Annotated in this window: 23 protein-coding genes; 13 read left to right on the forward strand and 10 right to left on the reverse strand. The window is 70.1% G+C overall.

Annotated features, from left to right (window positions below):
* Positions 1 to 87: 87 nt before the first annotated feature.
* The 6 genes from ADE01S_RS14080 to ADE01S_RS14105 all read right to left on the reverse strand — a co-directional run bounded on the left by ADE01S_RS14080 (position 88) and on the right by ADE01S_RS14105 (position 4,892).
* Positions 88 to 882 carry an ABC transporter permease gene (locus ADE01S_RS14080; protein WP_062682326.1) on the reverse strand — a complete coding sequence of 265 codons (795 nt, stop codon included), beginning with the start codon at positions 880 to 882 and terminating at the stop codon, positions 88 to 90.
* Entirely contained in the window at positions 873 to 1,499 is a 627-nt protein-coding gene (locus tag ADE01S_RS14085; RefSeq protein ID WP_082775798.1) for an ABC transporter ATP-binding protein, read from the reverse strand. Before ADE01S_RS14085 ends, ADE01S_RS14080 begins: the two co-directional genes overlap by 10 nt.
* 16 nt (positions 1,500 to 1,515) lie before the next feature.
* Positions 1,516 to 2,268 carry an amino acid ABC transporter ATP-binding protein gene (locus ADE01S_RS14090; RefSeq protein WP_062682446.1) on the reverse strand — a complete coding sequence of 251 codons (753 nt, stop codon included), beginning with the start codon at positions 2,266 to 2,268 and terminating at the stop codon, positions 1,516 to 1,518.
* Positions 2,269 to 2,287: 19 nt separating this feature from the next.
* A complete protein-coding gene (locus ADE01S_RS14095) occupies positions 2,288 to 2,941 on the reverse strand; it encodes an amino acid ABC transporter permease (RefSeq protein ID WP_062682327.1) in 654 nt (217 codons plus the stop codon).
* A gap of 131 nt (positions 2,942 to 3,072) precedes the next feature.
* Positions 3,073 to 3,864, reverse strand: a complete 792-nt coding sequence (locus ADE01S_RS14100; RefSeq protein WP_062682328.1) for an amino acid ABC transporter substrate-binding protein — start codon at positions 3,862 to 3,864, stop codon at positions 3,073 to 3,075.
* 116 nt (positions 3,865 to 3,980) lie between these two features.
* On the reverse strand, positions 3,981 to 4,892 hold the full coding sequence (locus ADE01S_RS14105; protein WP_062682329.1) for a LysR family transcriptional regulator: 912 nt from the start codon (positions 4,890 to 4,892) through the stop codon (positions 3,981 to 3,983).
* Positions 4,893 to 5,040: 148 nt separating this feature from the next.
* Here ADE01S_RS14105 and ADE01S_RS14110 point away from each other — a divergent pair, with 148 nt between their 5' ends.
* The 8 genes from ADE01S_RS14110 (at position 5,041) to ADE01S_RS14145 (ending at position 11,540) form a co-directional block, all read left to right on the forward strand.
* Positions 5,041 to 5,892, forward strand: coding sequence for a transporter substrate-binding domain-containing protein (locus ADE01S_RS14110; RefSeq protein ID WP_062682330.1), 852 nt, complete (start codon positions 5,041 to 5,043; stop codon positions 5,890 to 5,892).
* 11 nt (positions 5,893 to 5,903) lie between these two features.
* Positions 5,904 to 6,584: an amino acid ABC transporter permease gene (locus ADE01S_RS14115; protein ID WP_062682331.1), complete on the forward strand. Its 681-nt coding sequence runs from the start codon at positions 5,904 to 5,906 to the stop codon at positions 6,582 to 6,584.
* Positions 6,574 to 7,236: an amino acid ABC transporter permease gene (locus tag ADE01S_RS14120; RefSeq protein WP_062682332.1), complete on the forward strand. Its 663-nt coding sequence runs from the start codon at positions 6,574 to 6,576 to the stop codon at positions 7,234 to 7,236. Before ADE01S_RS14115 ends, ADE01S_RS14120 begins: the two co-directional genes overlap by 11 nt.
* Before the next feature lie 25 nt (positions 7,237 to 7,261).
* A complete protein-coding gene (locus tag ADE01S_RS14125) occupies positions 7,262 to 8,221 on the forward strand; it encodes an agmatinase (RefSeq protein ID WP_062682333.1) in 960 nt (319 codons plus the stop codon).
* The gene (locus ADE01S_RS14130; protein ID WP_087881506.1) at positions 8,218 to 8,961 is read left to right on the forward strand and encodes an amino acid ABC transporter ATP-binding protein; all 744 of its coding nucleotides are present in this window, start codon (positions 8,218 to 8,220) and stop codon (positions 8,959 to 8,961) included. Before ADE01S_RS14125 ends, ADE01S_RS14130 begins: the two co-directional genes overlap by 4 nt.
* Positions 8,962 to 9,006: 45 nt before the next feature.
* Entirely contained in the window at positions 9,007 to 9,417 is a 411-nt protein-coding gene (locus ADE01S_RS14135) for a RidA family protein (RefSeq protein WP_062682334.1), read from the forward strand.
* 12 nt (positions 9,418 to 9,429) lie between these two features.
* Positions 9,430 to 10,581 carry an acetylornithine deacetylase gene (argE, locus tag ADE01S_RS14140; RefSeq protein WP_062682335.1) on the forward strand — a complete coding sequence of 384 codons (1,152 nt, stop codon included), beginning with the start codon at positions 9,430 to 9,432 and terminating at the stop codon, positions 10,579 to 10,581.
* Positions 10,582 to 10,697: 116 nt separating this feature from the next.
* Positions 10,698 to 11,540 (forward strand): TlpA family protein disulfide reductase, encoded by an 843-nt coding sequence (locus ADE01S_RS14145; RefSeq protein ID WP_062682336.1) that lies wholly within the window; start codon positions 10,698 to 10,700, stop codon positions 11,538 to 11,540.
* Here the strand turns inward: ADE01S_RS14145 and argC are convergent.
* Complete coding sequence (gene argC / locus ADE01S_RS14150) at positions 11,537 to 12,469, reverse strand: N-acetyl-gamma-glutamyl-phosphate reductase (RefSeq protein ID WP_062682337.1); 933 nt, start codon at positions 12,467 to 12,469, stop codon at positions 11,537 to 11,539. The two genes, ADE01S_RS14145 and argC, sit on opposite strands and share 4 nt — an antisense overlap.
* A 128-nt stretch (positions 12,470 to 12,597) precedes the next feature.
* Here argC and ADE01S_RS14155 point away from each other — a divergent pair, with 128 nt between their 5' ends.
* On the forward strand, positions 12,598 to 13,509 hold the full coding sequence (locus ADE01S_RS14155) for a LysR family transcriptional regulator (protein WP_062682338.1): 912 nt from the start codon (positions 12,598 to 12,600) through the stop codon (positions 13,507 to 13,509).
* 4 nt (positions 13,510 to 13,513) lie between these two features.
* On the opposite strand, the gene ADE01S_RS14160 is transcribed toward ADE01S_RS14155, so the two are convergent.
* Positions 13,514 to 15,301 (reverse strand): chloride channel protein, encoded by a 1,788-nt coding sequence (locus ADE01S_RS14160; RefSeq protein WP_062682339.1) that lies wholly within the window; start codon positions 15,299 to 15,301, stop codon positions 13,514 to 13,516.
* Between the two features lie 85 nt (positions 15,302 to 15,386).
* Here ADE01S_RS14160 and ADE01S_RS14165 point away from each other — a divergent pair, with 85 nt between their 5' ends.
* From ADE01S_RS14165 to ADE01S_RS14180, 4 genes are all read left to right on the forward strand, one after another.
* Positions 15,387 to 15,839 carry a MarR family winged helix-turn-helix transcriptional regulator gene (locus ADE01S_RS14165; RefSeq protein ID WP_062682340.1) on the forward strand — a complete coding sequence of 151 codons (453 nt, stop codon included), beginning with the start codon at positions 15,387 to 15,389 and terminating at the stop codon, positions 15,837 to 15,839.
* Positions 15,840 to 15,933: 94 nt separating this feature from the next.
* Positions 15,934 to 17,091, forward strand: coding sequence for an HPP family protein (locus tag ADE01S_RS14170; protein ID WP_062682341.1), 1,158 nt, complete (start codon positions 15,934 to 15,936; stop codon positions 17,089 to 17,091).
* A 100-nt stretch (positions 17,092 to 17,191) separates the two neighbouring features.
* On the forward strand, positions 17,192 to 18,655 hold the full coding sequence (locus tag ADE01S_RS14175) for a sensor histidine kinase (RefSeq protein WP_062682342.1): 1,464 nt from the start codon (positions 17,192 to 17,194) through the stop codon (positions 18,653 to 18,655).
* Positions 18,648 to 19,256 carry a response regulator transcription factor gene (locus ADE01S_RS14180; RefSeq protein ID WP_062682343.1) on the forward strand — a complete coding sequence of 203 codons (609 nt, stop codon included), beginning with the start codon at positions 18,648 to 18,650 and terminating at the stop codon, positions 19,254 to 19,256. The genes ADE01S_RS14175 and ADE01S_RS14180 overlap by 8 nt, the downstream gene beginning before the upstream one ends.
* 4 nt (positions 19,257 to 19,260) lie before the next feature.
* Here the strand turns inward: ADE01S_RS14180 and ADE01S_RS14185 are convergent, their stop codons facing one another.
* Together ADE01S_RS14185 and ADE01S_RS14190 are read right to left on the reverse strand one after the other, a co-directional pair.
* Positions 19,261 to 21,546 (reverse strand): acyl-CoA dehydrogenase family protein, encoded by a 2,286-nt coding sequence (locus ADE01S_RS14185; protein WP_062682344.1) that lies wholly within the window; start codon positions 21,544 to 21,546, stop codon positions 19,261 to 19,263.
* A gap of 7 nt (positions 21,547 to 21,553) precedes the next feature.
* Positions 21,554 to 22,450: a crotonase/enoyl-CoA hydratase family protein gene (locus tag ADE01S_RS14190; protein ID WP_062682345.1), complete on the reverse strand. Its 897-nt coding sequence runs from the start codon at positions 22,448 to 22,450 to the stop codon at positions 21,554 to 21,556.
* Between the last annotated feature and the right edge of the window lie 12 nt (positions 22,451 to 22,462).

Raw genomic sequence — 22,462 nt, forward strand, 5'->3', positions numbered from 1 at the left:
TGTCAGGCACTGTCTGCCCACGGCCGCATGGGTTGCGCGCGCTGGATACCTGGGTTCTTTCTTAAGAACACTCGCGCTCCACCCATCCTACGGCATTAGCTTGTCCAGGCGCAGGCGGCCGCGCTCGTCGGTGAGGCGGCGCATCGCGCCGTAGGCCGCGCCGATCGCGGCCATGCCGCTGGCGCCGCACAGCAGGAACATCAGCAGGATCTGGTACTTGGCCGCGTCGATCGGGTCCACGCCGGCGATGATCTGGCCCGTCATGATGCCGGGCAAGGTGATGATGCCGGCGGCCGACATCTGGTTGATGCTGGGGACGATGCCGCGCCGCACGGATTCGCGCAGCAGCGACGAGAAGGCCAGGCGCGCGGGCGCGCCCAGCGCCAGCCTGGCCTCGATCGCCAGCTTTTCCCGACGCACGCCCGAGAGCATGCCGTCCAGCGCCAGGCTGGCGGCATTGAGCACGCTGCCCAGCACGATGCCGATCAGGGCGATGGTGTAGCGCGGGTCGTACCAGGGGTCCGGGCGCAGCGCCGTGTTCAGGATGAACAGCACCGTGATGATCGTCGTGGCCGCCACCGCCGTGGCCCCGACCCAGCCGTTGCCGCGGCCGACCAGCCTGGCCTTGGGGCGCGACGCCACTTCGCGCGCCGCCAGCGCCATCATCACCGCGACCACCAGCGCCGTCAGCCAGGGCGCCGCGTGCGCGAACACGATGCGCAGGATATGGCCCACCAGCAGCAGCTGCACCACCGTGCGCGCAGCCGCCCAGAGCACCTGCCGCTGCATGTTCAGGCGCAGCGCGAACGAAATGCCCGCGCTCAGCACCACCAACAGCGACGCGACCACCAGGTCCAGGGCCTGCAGCTTGATCACGTCCATAGCGGCTCCAGCCGGCCCTGCTCCATGCGCCACGCGCGGCGGGCCAGGCGCCGCGCCTGCTCTTCGCTATGGGTGACCATCAGGATCGCCGCGCCGGTATCCAGATAGCGCCGCAATTCCTCCTCGACCCGCCCGGTCGCGGCCTGGTCCAGCGCGGCCGTGGGTTCGTCCAGCAGCAGCACGCGCGGCGCCAGCGCCAGCGCCCGCACCAGCCCGAGGCGCTGGCGCTCGCCGGTGGATAGCTCGTTGACCAGCGCGTCCAGCTTGTCCTCGGCCAGGCCCAGCCTGGCCATCACGGCCGCCGCCTTGGCCCGGTCGGCGAAATGCGACGCCACCCGGTCTTCCCACCAGCCGGCCTCGGCCTGGCAGTACATCACCTGGCGGCGCCACTCGAAACCCTTCATGGCCGAGCGCGCCAGGCCGCTCAATTCGACTTCGCCCGAGCCCGGATCCAGATCGGCCACCTGCCGCAGCAACAGGGACTTGCCGGCGCCCGACGGCCCCATGACGGCCGCGCATTCGCCGGTAGCGAGATCCAGGCTGACCGGAGACAGGCGCGGGCTGTACAGCCCGCGCAGGCGCAGCAGCGGCGGCTGTCCGGACTGGGAGACTGGCATGAGCGCGCCGCTCCGCTCAGAGCATGTGCGCCAGGAATTCGCGCGTGCGCGCCTCGCGCGGCGCGCGGAAGAATTCCTGCGAATCGGCTTCCTCGACGATGCGGCCGTCGTCCATGAAGACCACGCGGTGCGCCACTTCGCGGGCGAAGCCCATTTCGTGCGTCACGACCAGCATGGTCATGTGCTCGTCGGCCAGCTGCTTCATGGTGCGCAGCACCTCGCCGGTCAGTTCCGGATCCAGCGCGGAGGTCGGCTCGTCGAACAGCATGATGTCCGGCTCCATCGCCAGCGCCCGGGCGATGGCCACGCGCTGCTTCTGCCCGCCGGACAGGCGGCCGGGGTAATTGTCGCGCTTGTTCAGCAGCCCGACCTTGCGCAGCAGTTCCTCGGCCTTGGGGACGGCCTCGCCGCGCGGCATGCGCTTGACGGTGAGCGGCGCCTCGATGATGTTCTGCAGCACCGTCATGTGCGGGAACAGGTTGAACGACTGGAACACCATGCCCATCTTGCGGCAGATGCGGCGCACGTCGGCGTCCGGCGCGTACTGGCTGCGGCCGCCGTCGCCGGCGCGGGCCAGGAACTCGCCCTCGACCTCGATGCTGCCCTCGTCGATGGTCTCCAGATGGTTCAGGCAGCGCAGGAAGGTGCTCTTGCCCGAGCCGGACGGCCCGATCACCGCCACCACCTCGCCCTTGGCCAGGGTCAGCGAGACGCCGTCGAGCACGCGGTTGGCGCCGAAGGATTTGACGATGCGCCGGGCCTGGATCATGACCGGACGGCCTTCGGGATTACTGGTCATATTTGGCATAGCGCTTTTCCATGTGCTGGAAGAACCAAGTCAGGACCAGCGTCATGATGAGATAGAAGGCCGCGGCGACCAGGAACGGGGTGGTCGTGAAATCGCGCTGCACGATGCCGCGCGCCGTGCGCAGGATGTCGTTGAGCGCCAGCACGTAGATGAGCGACGTGTCCTTCACCAGGGTGATGGTCTCGTTGCTCATGGGCGGCAGCACGCGCTGCACCATCTGCGGCAGCACGATGCGCCGCAGGGTCTGCAGATAGGTCATGCCCAGGACCTTGCTGCCCTCATACTGGCCGCGGTCCACCGACAGGATGCCGGCGCGGAAGATCTCCGCGAAATAGGCGGCGTAATTCAGCGCGAAGGCCACCACGGCCGCCGGGAAGTCCGGCAGGCGCACCCCCACCACGGGCACGAACGGCAGCGCGAAATAGATGAACAGCATCTGGAGCATCAGCGGCGTGCCGCGCATGAGCCAGATGTAGCCGTTGACCAGGCGGCTCAGCAGCTTCCATTTGGATATCCGCACCAGCGCGAGCACCAGCCCCAGGGGGACCGCCAGCGCCAGCGTGATGAAAAACAGCGTCAAGGTCACTTTCGCGCCTTCCGCCAATGGCCCCAGGAGGGAGAGTACGTAGTCCATGCAGTGGGTTCGCGCCGCCAGGGCAACAGGGAATCATGAGCAAGCCCGCCTGGCGCCCGGTGGCGCCGCGGCGGGCCGCGAAATACAGGGACAGGCGCCCGGGCCGGCCGGCCGCGGGCGTCTCCTGCCGTTTACTTGATGATGTTGGCGCCGAACCACTGGGTGGCGATGCGGGCGGCGGTGCCGTCCTGCTTCATCGAATCCAGCGTCTTGTCCAGCTTGCCCAGCAGTTCGGTGTCGTCCTTGCGCACGCCGACGCCGTAGTCTTCCGTGCCGAAGTTCTCTTCCAGGACGCGGTATTCGCCCGCGCGCTTGCTGATCAGGTAGCGGCCCACCACTTCGTCCACGACGATGGCGTCCAGGCGGCCGGCGGCCAGGTCCATCAGGGCGGTGACGTTATCGCCGAACTTCTTGACTTCCTTGATCTGGGGGGCCACCGGGTCCTTGGCGATCGCGTCCGTGGCGCTGCTGCCGTCCTGGGCGCCGACCACCTTGCCGGCCAGATCGGCCTTGACCTTCACGGGCGAAGCGTTGCCCACGATGATGATCTGGTGGTTGGCCATGTACGGGGCGGTGAAGCTGATGTTCTTCTTGCGCTCTTCCGTGATGGTCAGGCCGTTCCACAGCACGTCGACGCGCTTGCCGTTGAGTTCGGCTTCCTTGGCGCTCCAGTCGATGGGCTTGAACTCGACTTCCAGGCCCAGGCGCTTGCTGGCTTCCTTGGCCATGTCGATGTCGAAACCGACGATCTGGTTGTTCGCGTCGCGGAAACCCATGGGCGGGAAGTTGTCGTCCAGGCCGACGACCACCTTCTTGGCGGCGGCGGGCGCCTCGGCGCCGGCCTTGGGCGCGTTGTCGCCGGGGCCGCAAGCCGTGAGCATCGCGGTTGCGGACACGAGAAGAAGTGCAGTCAATTTTTTCATAGTTATGGGCGCCCAGGGCGCGGGAATGAAGAAAGCCGTAAGGCCGGTAAAAGCCGCGAGCCGGTATTTTAGCCTCCCCGACGACCCCGGGCATGACGCCCCGCCGGATGCCCGCGCTATTGCGGCGGGTGGAAGCGCTCCAGCAGGCGCAGGAACAGTTCCACCGCCCGGGAGGCCGGCCGCGAGACCTCGGTGATGGCGCAGATCGTGTTTTCGTACGCGGGACCGCCGGGCAGGCGCGTCAGGGCGTGCCGCCGCGAGACCGAATCGGCGTAATGCTGGGGCAGCAGGCCAACATAGTGGCCCGTGGACACCAGCATGGCGATGGCTTCCAGCCCCGTGGCTTCCGGGCCCCGGGTGAAGCCGTAGGCGCCCAGCGCGTCGTGCACGAAGGGGTGCGAACGGTATACCAGGGGCAGTTCGCGGGCCCGCGGCAGGCTGCCGCGCGTTACGAAAATGCGGTGCCGCTCGATGAAGAGGCGCTGGTAGTTGAACCCGCTTTCGCGCCGGTACATACCCCGGACGGCGATCTGGACCCGGCGCTCGCGCAGCGCCTGGTCCAGATCGTTGAAGGTCATGACGGTGAGTTCGACCTTGACGTCGGGCGCCGCCTCGCGCAGCGCGGCCAGCGCCACCGGAATGTGGCAGTCGGCGTCGGTGATGACGTGTTCCACCATGCCGATGGACAGCGTGCCCGACAGCACGCCGCGGATGGCATCGATTTCGGGACGGATGCGTTCCAGGGACTTCAGCGCGTCGCGGGCCAGCTCCAGGGCGACCTTGCCCGCCTGGGTCAGTTCGAAGCCCGACGGGCCGCGGTCGCACAGCCGCACCCCCAGCGTTTCCTCGACCTCGCGCACGTGCCGGCTGATGGAGGCCTTGGACATGTGCAGCTGCTTTTCCGCGGCGGCGAAGCCGTTGGCCTGGGCCACGGCGCAGAAGATGCGCAACGAGCGCAGGTCGCGTTCGGTGAACTCGGGACGGGACAAGGTCGTTTCTTCTGGAAAGGTATCGAATTTCGAAACCATACCACTAAAAAAATCATTTTTAACAACCCTTTCCCGGCAGATACAGTTTGCCCAGCACTGGCGCCAAAGGGCAAAGACCCTGGCAAGGACTCCCCGGAGATCCGCCGGCCCAGCGCCGCAACCATGACGACATACAAGGGAAATCATCATGCAGAACCTGTCCAGAAGGCGCTTCGTCGCCACCACGCTCGCCGCCGGCGCCACCCTGGCCCTGCCCTCGCTCTCGTTCGCCGAGGGCGGCTCGCTGGCCGACATCAAGAAGCGCGGCAAGCTGACCGTGGGCACCGAGGCCGCCTACGAACCGTTTGAATTCGTGGAGAACGGCCAGGTCGTCGGCTACGGCCACGACGTCCTCCAGCTGATGGCCGCCAAGCTCGGGGTGCGGCTGGAACAGATGAACCTGCCCTTCCAGGGGCTGCTGCCGGGCCTGATGTCGCGCAAGTTCGACTTCGTCGCCACCAGCGTGGGCATCACCCCCGAACGCGCCCGGCGCTTCGCCTTCACCCAGCCCGTCGGCGTGGTCCGCTCGGTGCTGATGGTGCGGGTGGACGACGCGTCCATCAAGCAGGACACGGACATCGCCGGCAAGATCATCGGCACCCAGATGGGCTCGTCCTCCCAGCCGGTCGCCGAGGAGTTCGAAAAGCGGCTGAAGGAAAAGAACGGCAAGGGCTACGCCGACACCAAGCTGTTCCAGGCCTATCCCGACGTCTCCAACGCGCTGGCCAACAAGACCGTGGACGTGGCGCTGATGCCCTCGAACATCGCCGCCGTCCAGATGCGCAAGCAGCCCGGCGCCTTCCGCATCGCCGGCGAGATCGGCCAGCCCAAGCTGCTGGCCTGGGTGGCCAATCCGAAAGACCTCGAAATCCGCCAGTTCATCAACGACACCTTCGACGAACTGCGCGCCAACAGCCAGCTGCTGGAATTGCAGAAGAAGTGGTTCGGCGCCCCCATGGACACGCCGCGCGCCAACTACCTGCCCGACGGCGCCATCTAGGCGGAACTCCCATGCTGGATTGGTTGAATCAGAACGGCGCGCTGGCGCCGTTCCTGCACGGCGTCGTCTCGGGCACGGCGATCACCCTGGCGGCATCGGTGGCGGCATTCGCCATCGGCATCGGCCTGGGGGTCGCGCTGCTGCTGGCGCGCCTCTCGCCCTACGGGCCGCTGCGAGGGCTGGTCATGCTGTGGGTCAGCGCCATACGCGGCACGCCCGCCCTCATCCACATGCTGATCGCCTACTACGTGGTGCCGCCTTTGCTGGGCATCTCGGTGTCGCCGCTGGCCGCGGGGATCGGCGCGCTCGCCTGTAATACCAGCGCCTACATCGTGGAGATCCTGCGCGGGGCGCTGGGCACGCTGTCGCCCGGCCAGGTGGCCGCGGCGCGGGCGCTGGGCATGCGCAGCCGGCAGATCTGGCGCCACGTGCTGCTGCCGCAGGTGTTCTACCGCGCGATCCCGCCCCTGACCAGCGAGCTCACCATCCTGCTCAAGGCGTCCTCGCTCATGTCCATCATCGCGGTGCCGGAACTGGCCACCGTGGCCCGCAACGCCACGCTGCAAAGCGACCTGCCGCTGCAGGTGTTCACCGTCACCGCCGCCGTCTACTTCATCATTCTTTTCTGCCTGTCGGCCGCCTCGCGCCTGTGCGAACGCCGCGTGTCCAGGATGCTGCCCAATGCCCATTGATTTCTCTATCGTCGGGGAATCCGTTCCCGTCCTGCTCAAGGGCTTGCGGATCACGGCCCTGGTCAGCCTCATCGGCATCCCGCTGGGCATCCTGATCGGCACGGCCGCGGCCTATGCCGCGCAATCCCGCACGCTGCTGCGCCCCCTGGCGCTGGCCTACGTGGAACTGGTGCGCAACATCCCGTACCTGATCCTCGTGTACCTGTCGTTCTTCGGGCTGCCCAAGCTGGGCGTGCCGGCCTCGGCCATGTCGGTCGCCATCGGCTGCACCGCCTTCTACACCGGCGGGTACTTCTGCGAGGTCCTGCGCGCCGCGCTCAAGAGCGTGCCGCGCGGCCAGAGCAGCGCCGCCCTGTCGCTGGGCATGACCTACTGGCAAACGCAGCGCCACATCGTCGTGCCCCAGCTGTTCGGCTTCCTCATCCCGCCCACCACCAGCCTGGTCATCATGATGTTCAAGGACTCGGCGATTTTCTCGGTGATGAGCCTGCCGGAAATGACCTACCAGAGCAACCTGCTCACGGCCAACACCTTCGCCTACCTGGAAGTGCTGGGCACCACCGCCCTCATCTACTGGCTGTGCAGCGTGCTGATGGCCGGCGCGGGCCGCCGCCTGGAGACCCTGGCGCGCCGCGGCGCGCGCCAGGCCTGACCCCGCAACCAAAGGAAACCCAACCATGACCACCTATACGGTCCCTCCCCGCACCGGCCACCCGACCCTGCTGTACTCGACGCTGGCGCTGGACCTGGACAATCTGCAGGCCGACATCGCCGTGCTGGGCATGCCCTATGGCGCGCCCTACTCGGCCGCGGACTTCAGCAACGACCAGACCAACGCGCCCACGGCCATCCGCCAGGCCACCGACCGCGTCGCGCGCCGCCCGGGCCACTATGACTTCGACATCGACGGCCCGCTGCTGCAAGGCCGCGACGACATCCGCTTCGTGGACTGCGGCGACATCATCCCCGACCTCTCCAAGCCCCGCGGCGAACACTACGAGCGGGCCGAGGCGGCGGTGCGCCGGATCGCGGCCGCCGGCGCCGTGCCCATCGTGCTGGGCGGCGACCACGGCATCACCACGCCCATCCTGCGCGGCCTGGACCAGATAGGCCCGATCACGCTGGTCCACATCGACGCCCACCTGGACTGGCGCGACCACGTCAACGGCGTGCGCGACGGCCTGTCGAGCCCGATCCGCCGCGCCTCCGAAATGGCGCACGTGGACCGCATCATCCAGATCGGCCTGCGCGCCCAGGGCAGCGGCCGCCCCGAGGAAATGGAGGCCGCGCGCGCCTACGGCGCCGAGCTGGTCACGGCTTACGAACTGCACGACATCGGCATGGACGCCGTGCTGGACCGGATTCCCGACGGCGGCAACTATTACCTGACGATCGACGCCGACGGCATGGACCCGTCCGTCATGCCGGCCGTGGCCGGCCCCGCGCCCGGCGGCGTCACCTTCCTCCAGGCGCGCAAGCTGATCCACGGCCTGGTGCGCAAGGGCCGCGTGGTGGGCATGGACATCGTCGAGATCCAGCCCGAGAAGGACCTGAACCAGATCACCTGCATCACGGCGGGCCGCCTGATCCTGAACCTGATCGGCGCCTCCATCCGCGCGGGGCACTACGACAAATGAACGCGCCCGCACCCATCATCGACATCCGCGGGGTGGACAAATACTACGGCAGCCACCACGTGCTCAAGCAATGCTCCACCCGCGTGGACAAGGGCGAGATCGTGGTGGTCTGCGGGCCGTCGGGATCCGGCAAGTCCACGCTCATCAAGACCGTCAACGCCTTGGAGCCCATCCAGGGCGGCGACATCCTGATCGACGGCGCCTCCGTGACGGGGGCCGCCGACCTGCCCAAGCTGCGCACCAAGGTGGGCATGGTGTTCCAGCATTTCGAGCTGTTCCCCCACCTGGACATCATGCGCAACCTGACGCTGGCGCAGCAGATCGTGCTGGGGCGGGACCTCGCCACCGCCCGCGGCAAGGCCGGCGCGCTGCTGGAGCGCGTGGGGCTGTCGGCGCACGCCGGCAAGCACCCCGGGCAGTTGTCCGGCGGCCAGCAGCAGCGCGTGGCCATCGCCCGCGCGCTGTCGATGGACCCCATGGCCATGCTGTTCGACGAGCCCACGTCCGCGCTGGACCCCGAGATGGTCAACGAAGTGCTGGACGTCATGGTGGAACTGGCCGAGGAAGGCATGACCATGATGGTCGTCACGCACGAGATGGGCTTCGCGCGCCGCGTCGCCAATCGCGTGGTCTTCATGGAAGACGGCGCCATCATCGAGGACAGCCCCACCGACCGGTTCTTCCGCGACGCCGCCAGCCCGCAGGCGCGCCGCTTCCTTTCCAAGATCCTTCCCCACTGACGTTTTCGCGGGCCGACGCCCGCTCGCCACCACCAGGACCCCGCCATGGCACACACCCGCATCCGCAAATTCAACACGCGCGAAACCTATCCCGAACAACAGCTGGACAACGATCTCTGCCAGGCCGTGGTGGCCGGCAATACCGTGTTCCTGCGCGGCCAGATCGGCCAGGACCTCGACACCCGGGAATCGGTGGGAGTGGGCGACGTGGCCGCCCAGGCCGAGAAGGCCATGGCCAACGTCGCCATGCTGCTGGAGGAATGCGGCAGCGAGCTCTCCCACATCTGCAAGCTCACCGTCTATCTCGTCGACGTCCGCTACCGCGAAGCGGTCTACAACGTCGTGGGCCGCTGGCTCAAGGGAGTGTTCCCCGTATCGACCGGCATCGTCGTGTCGGCCCTGGCCCGGCCGGAATGGCTGGTCGAGATCGACGTCACCGCCGTCATTCCCGACTGAGGAACGCGCGCCATGCCGACCCCTTCCGAGGCGCTGCTGGCGCGGCTGGTCGCCTTCGACACGGTGACCCTGCAGCCCAACCTGGCCTTGATCGAGGCCGTGCGCGAGCTGCTGGCCGCCCACGGCATCGCCTCGACGCTGGTGCGCAGCGAAGACGGAACCCGCGCCAACCTGCATGCCTCGGTCGGCCCGGCCGACGTGCCCGGCGTGCTGCTGTCCGGGCATACCGACGTGGTGCCGGCGGCCGGCCAGGCGTGGACCGTGCCGCCCTTCGCCCTGACGGAGCGCGACGGCCTGCTGTACGGCCGAGGCACGGCCGACATGAAGGGCTTCGTGGCCTGCGCCGTCAACGCCATGCTGCGGGCCAGCGGGCGGCCCCTGCGCCGGCCGCTGCAGCTGGCGCTGTCCTACGACGAGGAAATCGGCTGCGTCGGCGTGCGCAGGTTGCTGGAAGTGATGGAAACGGCGCCCGTGCGCCCCGCGCTGTGCATCGTGGGCGAACCCACCTCCATGCAGATCGCCACCGGCCACAAAGGGAAAATGGCGTTGCGCGCCGTCTGCCAGGGGCTGGAAGGCCATTCCGCGCTGGCGCCCCGCGCGCTGAACGCCATCCATCTGGCCTGCGACCTCGTGGGCGCCATGCGCGCCCTGCAGGACGCGTTGCGGGCCCGCGGCGCGCGCGACCCCGCCTACGACGTGCCCTACGCCACGGTGCACGCGGGCTGCATCCACGGCGGCCGCGCCCTGAACATCGTGCCCAACGAATGCACGGTGGATTTCGAGATCCGCCATCTCGCGCAGGACGACCCGGACGCCCTGCTGGCGCCGCTGCGCCAGGCCGCCGACGGCATCCGCGAGCAGGCCCGCCGCCAGGCGCCCGCGGCCGACATCCGGATAGAGACCGTCAACGCCTATCCGGGCCTGGACACCCATCCCGCCAGCGAGGCGGTGCGCTTCGTCGAATCCCTGCTGCCCGCCGGCACGGGCCGGACCAAGGTGGCCTTCGGCACCGAGGGCGGGCTGTTCACCCGCCACCTGGACGTGCCCGTGGTCGTGTGCGGGCCGGGGTCCATCGTCCAGGCCCACAAGCCGGACGAATACGTCTCGCGCGCCCAGCTGGCCGAGTGCGATGCCTTCATGGAGCGGCTGGTGGCAGCCCTGTAGCGACGCCGTGCTAGCCTAGCCGGCCGATACACGACATCAACGGCGGCAATGAATATCGACCACCTCCACGCGGGCGCAGGCCCGGGCCGGACCGGCGCGCGACACGGGGCTGCGGCATGAGCCCGGCGATCCGTCTGGGCCCTTTGGTCTTTCCCACCGAATTGGCCGTGCTGGCCGCGGCCGTCCTGGCCGGGCTGCTCGCGGCGCGCCTGTCCGGGCGCGCGCGCTCGGCCGAGCTCGGCACGGTCCTGTGGCGGGCCCTGTTCATCGGCCTGGCCGTGGCGCGGCTGGTTTTCGTCTGGCAGTACCGCGAGCACTACCTGCCCGAACCGCTGCGCATGCTGGACCTGCGCGACGGCGGCTGGAACGGCATGGCCGGCCTCGCCGCGGCCTGGCTCTACGCGCTCGGCGCGGCGCTGCGGCGCCAGGCGGCGCGGGTCGCGCTGCTCGGCGCGCTGGCGCTGGCCAGCGCCGTCTGGATCGGCGGCGGCCGCTGGCTGGCGCCGGCGCCCGAAACCCGGCCCGAACTGGCCGCCCTGGCCCTGCGCCAGCTGGACGGCCAGCCCGCCACGCTGGCGGCGTTCCAGGGCAAGCCCACGGTAATCAATCTGTGGGCGAGCTGGTGCCCGCCCTGCCGGCGCGAGATGCCGGCGTTCGCCGCGGCGCAAGCCGCCAATCCGGACGTGAACTTCGTTTTCCTGAACCAGGCCGAAACGCCGGACGACGTTGCCGGCTTCCTGCGCCAGCACGCGCCGGCGCTGCGCAACGTGCTGATCGATCCGGCCGGCGAGGCCTCGCGCGCGATGAGCAATCGCGGCCTGCCCGCCACGCTGTTCCTGGACGCGCAGGGGCGGCTGACGGACCTGCGCGTCGGCGAGCTGTCGACGGCCTCGCTGGCCCAGCGCCTGGACGCGATCAAGGCGCCGGCCGCTAGCCGGCCCGGCGCCCGCCCGCGCTAGCGCATGGCGGCGAGCATGAGGTCCAGGTTCTGCACCGCCGCGCCGGACGCGCCCTTGCCCAGGTTGTCGAACACGGCCGCCAGCAGCACCTGCCCGTGCCGGGCATTGCCGTAGACCGACAGGCTCAGGTCGTTGGTGCCGTTCAGGGCTTGCGGATCCAGGTGCGTATGCTGCGCGGCCGCTTCGGGCGCCGTCACCCGCACGTGCGCCGCGCCGGCATAGTGCCGGTTCAGGCAGTCGTGCAGGCGCGCGGCGTCCACGCCCGACGGGAGCAGGCGCAGCTGCAACGGCACGGTCAGCACGATGCCCTGGCGGAACGCGCCGTAGGCCGGCACGAAGACGGGCCGCTGCGTCAGGCCCGCGTGCCGTTCGATTTCCGGCGTGTGCTTGTGCGCCAGGCCCAGCCCGTAGACCTGGAACGCCGGCCCGCGCGGCCCCTCGGGCGCTTCGTAGGCCTCCACGCTGGCGCGCCCGCCGCCCGAGTAGCCCGACACCGCGTGCACGGTCACCGGATAGTCGGCCGGCACCAGGCCCGCCCGGACCAGCGGGCCCAGCAGCGCGATGGCGCCGGTGGGATAGCAGCCGGGATTGCTCACGCGCTTGGCCTGGGCGATCAGCCGGCCCTGCTCCGCGTTCATTTCCGGAAACCCGTAGACCCAGCCGGCATCCGTGCGATGGGCCGAGCTCGCGTCGATCACCCGCACCGCCGGATTGACGATGGACGCCGCCGCCTGGCGCGCGGGCTCGTCGGGCAGGCAGAGAATGGCCACGTCGCAGGCGTTGATCGCCTCGGCCCGGCGTTGCGGATCCTTGCGGTCCGCCGCCGGCAGGGTCAACAGCCGCAGGTCGGCGCGGCCTTGCAGGCGTTCATGGATTTGCAGGCCGGTGGTGCCTTGGTCGCCGTCGATGAAAACAAGAGGTTGGGTCATGGCGCGATCTTCCTGGATCGGAAAGGGGTGAGGGAAAGCAGCCCCTATCATCGGCCCGCGCGCTACATAACAAAAGTCGAATATCATGATCGTTCAATTCAGCTTTCCTGAACGACCCAGGAGTATCCATGCGTGAAATCAGCCTGGACCGGCTCCGCACCCTGGTCGCCATCGCCGACCTGGGGTCTTTCGCCGAGGCCGCCCGCGCCCTGCACCTGGCGCCCCCCACCGTCAGCCTGCACGTGTCCGACCTGGAAACGCGCATCGGCGCGCCGCTGCTCTCGCGCAGGCGCGGCCAGGTCCGGCCCACGGCCATCGGCGAGACGCTGCTGGAACGCGCGCGCCGTCTGCTGGCCGAAGCCGACCAGGCCCTGGAGGACGTGCAGCGGCAAGTGCAGGGCCTGGCCGGCCGGGTGCGGCTGGGCGCCTCCACCGGCGCCATCGCCCATCTGCTCCCGCAGGCCCTGGAAACGCTGGGGCGCAACCATCCCGGCATCGACGTGCAGGTGGCCGTGCTGACCTCGCAGGAAACCCTGCTGCGCCTGGCCGACGGCTCCCTGGACGTGGGGCTGGTGGCCCTACCGCAGCCGCCGCTGGACGGCCTGGTGCTGCGGCCGTGGCGGCGCGACCCGGTCATGGCGTTCCTGCCGGCGTCCTGGCGCGCCCCCGCGCGCATCGCGCCGGCCTGGATGGCCGAGCGGCCGCTGATCCTGAACGACGCCAGCACGCGCCTGTCGCGCCTGACCGCCGAATGGTTCGCCGCCGCCGGCCTGAACCCGCGCCCGCGCATCCAGCTGAACTACAACGACGCGATCAAAAGCCTGGTGGCCGCCGGCTACGGCGCCACCCTGCTGCCGCACGAAGCCACCGCGCCCCAGCCCGATCCGCGGATCATCATGCGCCCGCTGCGGCCGGCCTTGTGGCGCCCGCTGGGCATCGCCCATCGCGCGGGCGAAGTGGAGCGCGCCACCCGCCACGTGCTGGACGTGCTGTGGGAATTGCGCGCGGCCAGCCCGCGCGAATCAGACGCCGGCCGCTAGGGCCTCAACCCCGCGAGGACGGCGCCCGGCGGAAGTAGGCGGTGCGCCGGCTTTCCTCGCGCAGCCGCAGGGCGCGCGAGCGGAACAGGTCCTTGCGCCCCACGATGCCCACCAGGCGGCCGCTCTCCCGGTCCAGGATGGGCACCCGGCCCACCCCCGACAGCGCCATGCGGTCCGCGATCTGGCTGGCCAGTTCCTCGGGGTGGCCATAGACCAGCTCCCGTCCCCGCAAGGCCGCGGCCAGGGTCTGGCCGTGCCGGTTTTCGTCCAGCGCCCAGGCCAGGGTATCGGCGCGGGTGACTTCACCCACCACGACGCCCTCGCCGTCCAGCACCGGATAGCTGGTATGGACGGGTTGCGCGGCGCTGAAGTGCTCGATGGCCTGCGCCACCGTCCAGTCCTGCGGCAACGTCTGCACGGGCGCGGTCATCAGGTCGCGCACCCGCAGCAGGTCGAAGGGATCCACCCGGTACTCGCGGCTGATGTGATGGCCGCGCCGGGCGATCTTCTCGGTCAGGATGGAACGCTTGAGCAGCAGGACCGTCGCGCCGTAGGCGAACACGCAGGCCGCCAGCACCGGCACCAGCGCGCCGACGTCGCCCGTCAGCTCCACCGCGAACAGCGTGGCGGTGAGCGGCGCCCGCATGGTGCCGCCCATCATCGCGGCCATGCCCAGCAGCGCCCAGAAGCCCGCGTCTGCCGAGGGCAGCAGCGGCGTGGCGAGCGCGCCCAGCGCGCCGCCGAATATGAGCAGCGGCGCCAGCACCCCGCCCGAGGTGCCCGACCCCAGCGCGATCGACCAGATCAGCACCTTGACGACCAGCAGCAGCAACACGGCCTGCAACGCCAGGTCGCCCGCCAGCAGGTGGCGGATATTGTCGTAGCCGACCCCCAGCGCCGCCGGATCGATCAGGCCGCCGATGCCGATCGCCAGGCCGCCGAAGGCCGGCCACCACATCCAGTGCAGGGGCAGCTTCTCGAACAGGTCCTCCGCCGCATAGACCATGGCGGTCAGCACGCCCGAGCCCAGCCCCGCCATCACGCCGACCGCGGCGCAGGCCAGCAGGTGGCCCGGCGTGAACGGCAGCGAGCCCGCGTACGCGAAGATCGGGCCGGCATCCAGCGCATAGGCGCGCCCGGCCGCCGCCACCAGCGCGGCCATCGCCACCGGCAGGAAGCTGCGCGGCTTCCATTCGAACAGCAGCAGTTCCACCGCCAGCAGCACCGCCGCCAGCGGCGTGGAGAAGATCGCCGTCATGCCCGCGGCGGCGCCCGCCACCAGCAGCGTCTTGCGTTCGCCGTCATCGAGGTGGATGGTCTGGGCCAGCAGCGAGCCGATGGCCCCGCCCGTCATGATGATGGGGCCTTCGGCGCCGAAGGGGCCGCCCGTGCCGATGGACACGGCCGAGGAAACCGGCTTCAGGACCGCCACCTTGGGCTGGATGCGGCTCTTGCCGATCAGGATGGCTTCCATGGCCTCGGGTATGCCGTGGCCGCGGATCTTCTCGGATCCGTAGCGGGCCATCAGGCCGATGATGAGGCAGCCGACGACGGGAATGGCGACGGACGCGGGCCCGAGCGGGCCGGTCGCGATGGGCTGGTCGGCGAAGGAGAACTGGCCGTGGTACGCCAGGTTGGTGCACAGCGCGATCAAGCGCAGCAGCGTCCAGGCGGCCGCCACGCTGGCCAGGCCGACCGGTATAGCCAGGCCCATGAGCAGGACGACGCGCTTGTCGGTGGTGAAATCGCCCAGGCGCAGCGCGGCCCGGGCGGAAGAGGAAGTGGGAGGCATGTTCGGGAAACGGGAGGGAAGGAATCCGCGAGAGGATTGCGGAAGGTCAATATATCGTATCACGACATATATTAGAATCGAGCGCGTGAAACAGCCCCCATCCCCTGCCCGCCTCTCCGCCGCGGATTACGAACTGCTGGCCGATTTCCGTTTTGCGCTGCGCCGCTTCGCGGCCTTCAGCGAAGGCGCCGCCGCCAGCCTCGATCTGATGCCGCAGCAGCACCAGGCCCTGCTGGCCATCAAGGGTTCGCGCCCGTCCGCGCCGGGCCGCCGCGGCCTGTACGTGGGCGAAATCGCCGAGCGCCTGCTGATCCGCCCGCACACCGCGGCCGAGCTGGTCGGCCGCCTGGCGCGCCTGGACCTGGTCAGCCGCGAACCCGACCCCGAAGACGGGCGGCGCGTCGAGGTGGTGCTCACGCCCAAGGCCGAGCGCATGCTGGAAGACCTTTCCGCCTCGCATTTGGAAGAGTTGCGCGCCATGCGGCCGCTGCTGACCCGGCTGCTGGGACGGATCGGCGAGGAACCGGGCGGCCCCTGACCCTGAGTCGCGGCATAAGCTTATGCTGCGCCGCAAGGACGCCCGTGATAAATTATCGCCCCGCGACATATTTATCGGTCGCGAGGAGATCGTTTTGGGTGTTGCAATCAAGCGCTGGCTGGTCTCTTTCGCGCCGGCGCCGGTGGGCGTCAACGGACGCGAGAAGCTGTACGGCGCGCTGGGCGCGCTGCTCGGCCTGTTCTGCACGGAATGGGTGGGCCGGCACGCGCTGGGCGTGGCGAATCCCTGGTTCATCGCGCCCATGGGCGCTTCGGCCGTGCTGCTGTTCGCCGCCCCCGCCAGCCCGCTGGCCCAGCCCTGGTCGCTGGTGGCGGGCAACCTGGTCTCCGCCCTCATCGGCGTCTTCTGCGCCCAGTTCATACCCCTGCCCGGCGTGGCCGCCGCGGCCGCCGTGGCCCTGGCCATCGGCGCCATGTTCTCCCTGCGCTGCCTGCATCCGCCCAGCGGCGCGGTGGCGCTGACCGCCGTGCTGGGCGGGCCGCCCGTCGCCAGCCTGGGCTACGGCTTCGCCTTGTGGCCAGTGGCGCTGAATTCGCTCATCCTGCTGTGCATCGCGGTGGTCTTCAACGGCGCGCTCAAGCGCAACTATCCGCGCCGCCATGCCGACGCCGCCGGCCACAACACCCGCGACCTGGCTCCCAGCGCCCGGCTGGGCTTCAGCCTCGCCGACCTGGACGAAGCGCTGAACCAGCGCGGCGAACTGCTCGACATCAGCAAGGAAGACCTGGAAGAGATCGTGCTGGCGGCCGAACTGCGCGCCAGCGTGCGGCGCTTCGGCGACGTGCGCTGCGCCGACATCATGTCGCGCGACGTGGTCTCCGTGCGCGCCTCGGATCCGCTGGACTACGCGGTCAGGCTGTTCGACAGGCACCGCCTGCAGGCCTTGCCGGTGATGGACGCCGAGGGGCGCTACGCGGGCATGATCGCCCAGGGCGACGTGCTGGCGCGTCGCGCCCGCCTGGCCGCCGTGGCCACCGACGCGACCGGCGCGCCGGACCTGCTGGTGGCCGATTGCGTGCGCAGCGAAGGCCCTTTCGCCACGCCCGGCCTGCCGGTGGTGGAGCTGGCGCGCCCCATGTCCGACAGCCTGCATTGCGTGCCGGTGCTGGACGAATCGCGCGGCTTGGTGGGATTGGTGACGCAGTCGGACCTAGTGGCCGCGCTGTACCAGATCGCCATGTCGGCCAGTTCCCCGGTCGACACCCCGGATTCGCGCAAGCTGGCGGCCTAGGGCCCGTCCCCCCTGAAAGGCGCCTCGTCCCGGCCCTGAGCCCCCCCTCCGTAGCCTTACGGATTCCTGCCGGCGGGGGCCGCGAGGCATAATTCCAGGCGTGAATCCCCTGTCGCGCTCTGGCGCCCTTCTCTGCTGGCTGGTCTTGTTCTGTCTCGGCGCCGTCTGGATCGGCCGGCAGGAATACGTGGACCAGCACGAACGCTTCTTCCAGAGCACCAGCGTGGCGCAGCGCATGCTGAGCCAGAAGACGGTGCAGCACGAAGCCGTGCTGGCCACGCTGGCCGCCTTGTCCCATCCCCCTTCGCCCGAACGCCTGTATCCCAGCCTGCGGCCCGCCATGCCGCAGCTGCTGGGCCTGGGCCATCTGCCGGACGGCGCCTGGAGCGGCAGCGTGGCGGAGCCGCCCGGCCTGCCGGACGCCGTCAAACGCGCCCGCCAGCTCGGGCGCCCGGTGACGCTGCCCGTGGACGACGCGCGCTACTGGCTGGTGGCGCCCTCGGGCTGGAGCCTGCTCCTGGATGCGCGCCAGCTGGTGCCGCCCGCCGATTTCCCGCCCGGGCTCGCCAACCTGACGCTGTCCGTGGGCGCCACCCCGCTGCGCCTGCTGGACAAGCAGCCCGGCGATGCCCCGGCAGGCTGGAGCCTGGCGCTGCAGAAGCCGCTGGGCGCGGCCAGCCAGCCCTTCCAGATGCGCAGCGAGCGCCGCCTGACGCCCGCCACCTGGCCGTGGGCGGCCTGGCTGGCCTGGGCGCTGGCCAGCGCCTTGCTGGTGGCCGGCGCCGCGGCCTGGCAGCGCTCGCGCGCCCAGGCCCGCCGCCAGCAGGAACAATTGCGGCTGGGCGCCATGGCGCGGCTTGGCGCCCTGGGTGAAATGGCCGCCGGCATCGCCCATGAACTCAACCAGCCCCTGACGGCCATCCTGGCGCAGACCCGCGCCGCCCAGCGCCTGCTGGACGACGAAGACGAACGCCCCGCCGTGCGCCACGCGCTCCTGGCCAGCGCCGAGCAGGCCAAGCGCGCGGCCGACATCATCAGCCGCATGCGCGCGCTGGTGCAGTCCAGCCCGCCCCCGCGGCGCGAAGCCCTGGACCCGGACGCGCTGGTCGCCTCGCTGCGCTTCCTGCGCGAGCCCGACCTGGCCAGGCAAGGCATCCGGCTCGGCTGGCACAACGCCAGCCCCGGCGCCCGGCCGCTGGGCGACCGCGTGGCGCTGGAGCAGATCCTGCACAACCTGGTGCAGAACGCGGCCGACGCGCTGGACGGCGCCGCCGGCCCGCGCCAGATTTCCATCGAGGGCCGCGCCGAGGGCGCGAACTACCTGTTCAGCGTGAGCGACACCGGCCCCGGCATCGCCGCCGACGCGCTGCCGCGCCTGTTCGCCCCGTTCTACACCACGCGGCCCCAGGGCATGGGCCTGGGGCTGGCCTTGTGCGACACGCTGGCCGGCTCCATGGACGGCCGCATGTCGGCGCGCAACCTCAGCCCCGCGGGCGCCTGCTTCACCGTCAGCCTGCCGCTGTCGGGCGGCGCGCCGGCCGCCGCCGGAGTCTCCCATGCTTGAACACTCTCCGCTCGTCTACCTGGTGGACGACGACGACGCCGTGCGCGACGCCCTGGCCCTGCTGCTGCGCAGCGTGGGCCTGCGCAGCGCGGGCTTTGCCGACCCCCAGGCCTTCCTCGCGCAGCTGACGCCGCAGGCCATCGGCTGCGTGGTGCTGGACATCCGCATGCCCGGCATCAGCGGCCTGGACGTGCTGAGCCGGCTGGCCGAAGCGTCCGACCTGCCGGTGGTGATGCTGACCGGCCACGCCAACGTGGACCTGTGCCGCCGCGCCTTCAAGGGCGGCGCCATGGAATTCCTGCAAAAGCCCGTGGACGACGACGTGTTCCTCGATGCCGTGCAGGCCGCCGTGCGCACCCATATCGCCAGCCGCGAAAAGCTCGCCGTCACGCAGGCGGCTTCGGCGCGGCTGGACAGGCTCTCCGGGCGCGAACGCGAGGTGCTGGAGCGGATCGTGCAGGGGCTGAGCAACAAGGAGATCGCGCGAGAGTTCGACCTCTCTCCGCGCACGGTCGAGACCTACCGGGCCAACGTTTTCGCCAAGCTGGAGGCGGAAACGCTGGCCGGCCTGATCCGGGAATACGCCGGGCTGCTGGCCTAGGGCCTCAGGACAGCTTCAGCAGGTGCGCGGCCAGGATGTTGCGCTGGATCTCGTTGCTGCCGCCGTAGATGGTCGCGGGCCGGGCATGCAGGAATTGCACCGCCGCATGCACCGACAGCCCCTCGCCCACGGCTTCCTGCGCGTCCAGCGCGCCCTGTTCGCCCGCCGTCTCGCGCAGCGCCTCGACGATGCGCTGCCAGGTTTCGGAACTGCGTATCTTGAGCAGCGACACTTCCGCGCCCAGTTGCCGGCCGTTGCGCAGCGCATCCAGGTAGCGCACGTACAGCGCCTCCAGGTCCGCGACCTCGGCCGCCAGCCCGCGGTACAGATGGCGGAACACCGGCTCCTCGGACAGCCCGCGGTTGGCGCCGATCTGCCGCAGCGCCTGCAGCGCCGACTTGGCGAAGCGCGGATGGCCGATCATGATGCGCTCCGACCCCAGCACCGATTTGGCCATGGTCCAGCCCTGGTTCGGCTCGCCCACCAGGTTCTTCGCGGGCACGCGCACGTTGTCGAAGAACACGCTGCAGAAGTCCTTCGCCCCCGTGAGGTTGACGATGGGATTGACGGTGATGCCGGGCGTCTTCATGTCGACCAGCAGGAAGCTGATGCCTTGCTGCTTCTTCGCCGCCGGATCGGTCCTGGCCAGCAGGAACATCATGTCGGCCTCGTGCGCCAGCGAAGTCCAGATCTTCTGGCCGTTGACCACGAATTCATCGCCCTCCCGCACCGCCGAGGTGCGCAGGGCCGCCAGGTCGGAACCGGCCTCCGGCTCCGAGTATCCCTGGCACCAGTAGGTCTCGCCAGAGAGTATGCGCGGCAGGTATTCCTGCTGCTGCGCCGGCGTGCCGTAGCGTTGCAGCAGCGGCCCCAGCATGGTCAGCCCCATGTTCTGGAAGGTGTTGAGGCCGAAGGTTTCGTACACCTCGTGCAGCTGCAGCTCCTCGTACGGCGTGAGGCCCATGCCGCCGAATTCTCGCGGCCACGCCGGCGCCACCCAGCCCCGTTCATGCAGTTTGCGGTGCCAGCCGTGGGCTTCGCGCCAGGACATGCGCCTGGCCGGGTAACGGTAGGCCGGCGGCAGGTTGTCTTCCACCCAGGCGCGGATCTCTTCCAGCCAGGCGGGCAGCTCGGCCCGCGCGCCGTCGTCGCCGCCGCGCTCCGCCAGTTCGGCGGCGCGGTCGCGGTTGGCGCGCGCGTCGCCGAACCAGGCGGCCAGCGCCATGGCGCGCTTCAGGTACACGCCGATATCGCATTCTTCGGTATAGGCGATGCCGCCGTGCAACTGCACGCAGGCATTGATCACTTCGATCGCGCCGGCCGACGCGCGCGCCTTGGCCCGGCTGGCCGCGATGCGCCGGCGGATGGGGTCGGCCGTCTGGTCGAACACGCGGGCCGACGCCTGCACCACCGACCGCGTGGTCTCCACCTGCCCCGCCAGGTCCGCCGCCCGGTGCTGCAAGGCCTGGAAGCCGGAAAGCGCGCGCCCGAACTGCTTGCGCGTGCGCAGGTATTCCAGCGTGATGTCCAGCACTTCGGCCATGGCGCCCAGCAGTTCCGCGCTCAGCGCGAGCCGCCCTTCGTCCAGCACGGCTTCCAGCGCCGCCTCGCCCTGCCCGGGCGGGATCACCGTGTCGGCATCCGCGACGCGCACGCCGTCCAGCGCCAACTGCGCGCACACCACGCCGTCGATCCGTTCCACCGTGGCGACGGCCAGGCCCGGCGCATCGCGCCGGACCCGATAGATGCCCAAGCCCTCTTCGCACCGGGCGCAGACGAGAAAGTACTCGGCATCCGCCAGCGGGATGTAGCCCAGCGCGCCGTCCAGCGCCATGGCATCGCCCTGCCGCCGCGCCCGGGCCCCGCGCGGCCCGGGGGCCGCGCCGCGCGCCGCCGGCTGCCAGGCCAGCGCATAAGCGGTTTCGCCGCGCGCCAGCCGGCCCAGCGCCTCCACCGCATAGGCCGGACTGGGGCTGCGCCCGAGCACGCCCGCGGCCAGCACGGCCGTCTGCAGCAAGGGTTCCGGCGCCGCCGCGGCGCCCAGTTCCTCGTGCAGCAAGAGGCCGGCCTCGAAACTCAGGGCGCTGCCCTGCGCGGCGGCGTCGGCGCGCCATCCGGCCCAGCCCATTTCCACCATCTGCCGCCAGACGGGCGGGCGATAGGACGGGATCCGGCCCAGGCGTTCGCGGATGCTCTTGATGTCGGACGAGGCGAAGAACGCGCGCGCGCTCTCGCCCACCAGCACGGCTTCTTCGCCGAAAGCGTCGATGTGGGGAGTCAGGTGATTCATGGAACGGCTATGCCAATTGGTTGAGCTTCACGATGCCCTCGCCGAACGGCGCGTCGCGCTTGGCCAGCGCCGTCTTCAGCCCGGATTCGGCGATGTCCGCCATGAACGCGAGCTGCCTGGGGCCATGCGAGGAATGGGCGCGGGAATCGATCTCGGCCGCCAGCCGCGACAGGGTTCCCGCGCCGGCCAGCTCCAGCGCCAGGTTGACGCCGCGCTTGACCGCCGCCAGCACGCCCAGGTCGTTCAGGCTGATGCGGCGCGCCAGTTCCGCCACTTGCGCGTCGAGTTCGTCCGCCGGATATGCGTCCAGCACCAGCCCCACCTTGGCCGCGTCCGCGCCGGTGATGCAGTCGCCCGTGAACAGCAGGCGCTTGGCCCATTGCGGGCCGGCCAGGTACGGCCACATCATGTTGGGCGGCGTGCCCAGGGAACGGATCGCGGGAAAGCCGATGCGGGCGTCTTCCGCCGCCAGCACGATGTCGCAGTACAGGGCCAGATCGGATCCGCCCGCCAGGCAATTGCCGTGGACCTTGGCGATGACGGGCTTGTGGACGTCCACGAGCGTGCGCAGCAGTTCCTGGCCGCGTTCCAGCCGCCAGGCGTCGCTGTCGATGTCGCCGCGCAGGCCGTCGCGATAGATGGACCGCCCGTCGGCCGCCGTCTTGGCGGTATTGGCGTAGGTGGTCGCGACGTCGTAGCCGCTGCAGAAATCCTTGCCGGCGCCTTGGACGACGATGACGGACACGTCGCCGCGGTCGTCGGACTCCAGCAGGGCCTGGCGCAGCTCGATCAGCAGCTCCTTGGACAAGGCGTTGCGCTTCTCCGGCCGATTCAGGGTGATGGTCGCGACCCGGTCGGCGATCCGGTATTCCAGGAAGCGGGTGGTTTCAATCCAGCGGTACATGGCGGCTCCAGT

Origin of the sequence: Achromobacter denitrificans NBRC 15125, assembly GCF_001571365.1 — a bacterium.
Taxonomy (GTDB): Bacteria; Pseudomonadota; Gammaproteobacteria; order Burkholderiales; family Burkholderiaceae_B; genus Achromobacter; species Achromobacter denitrificans.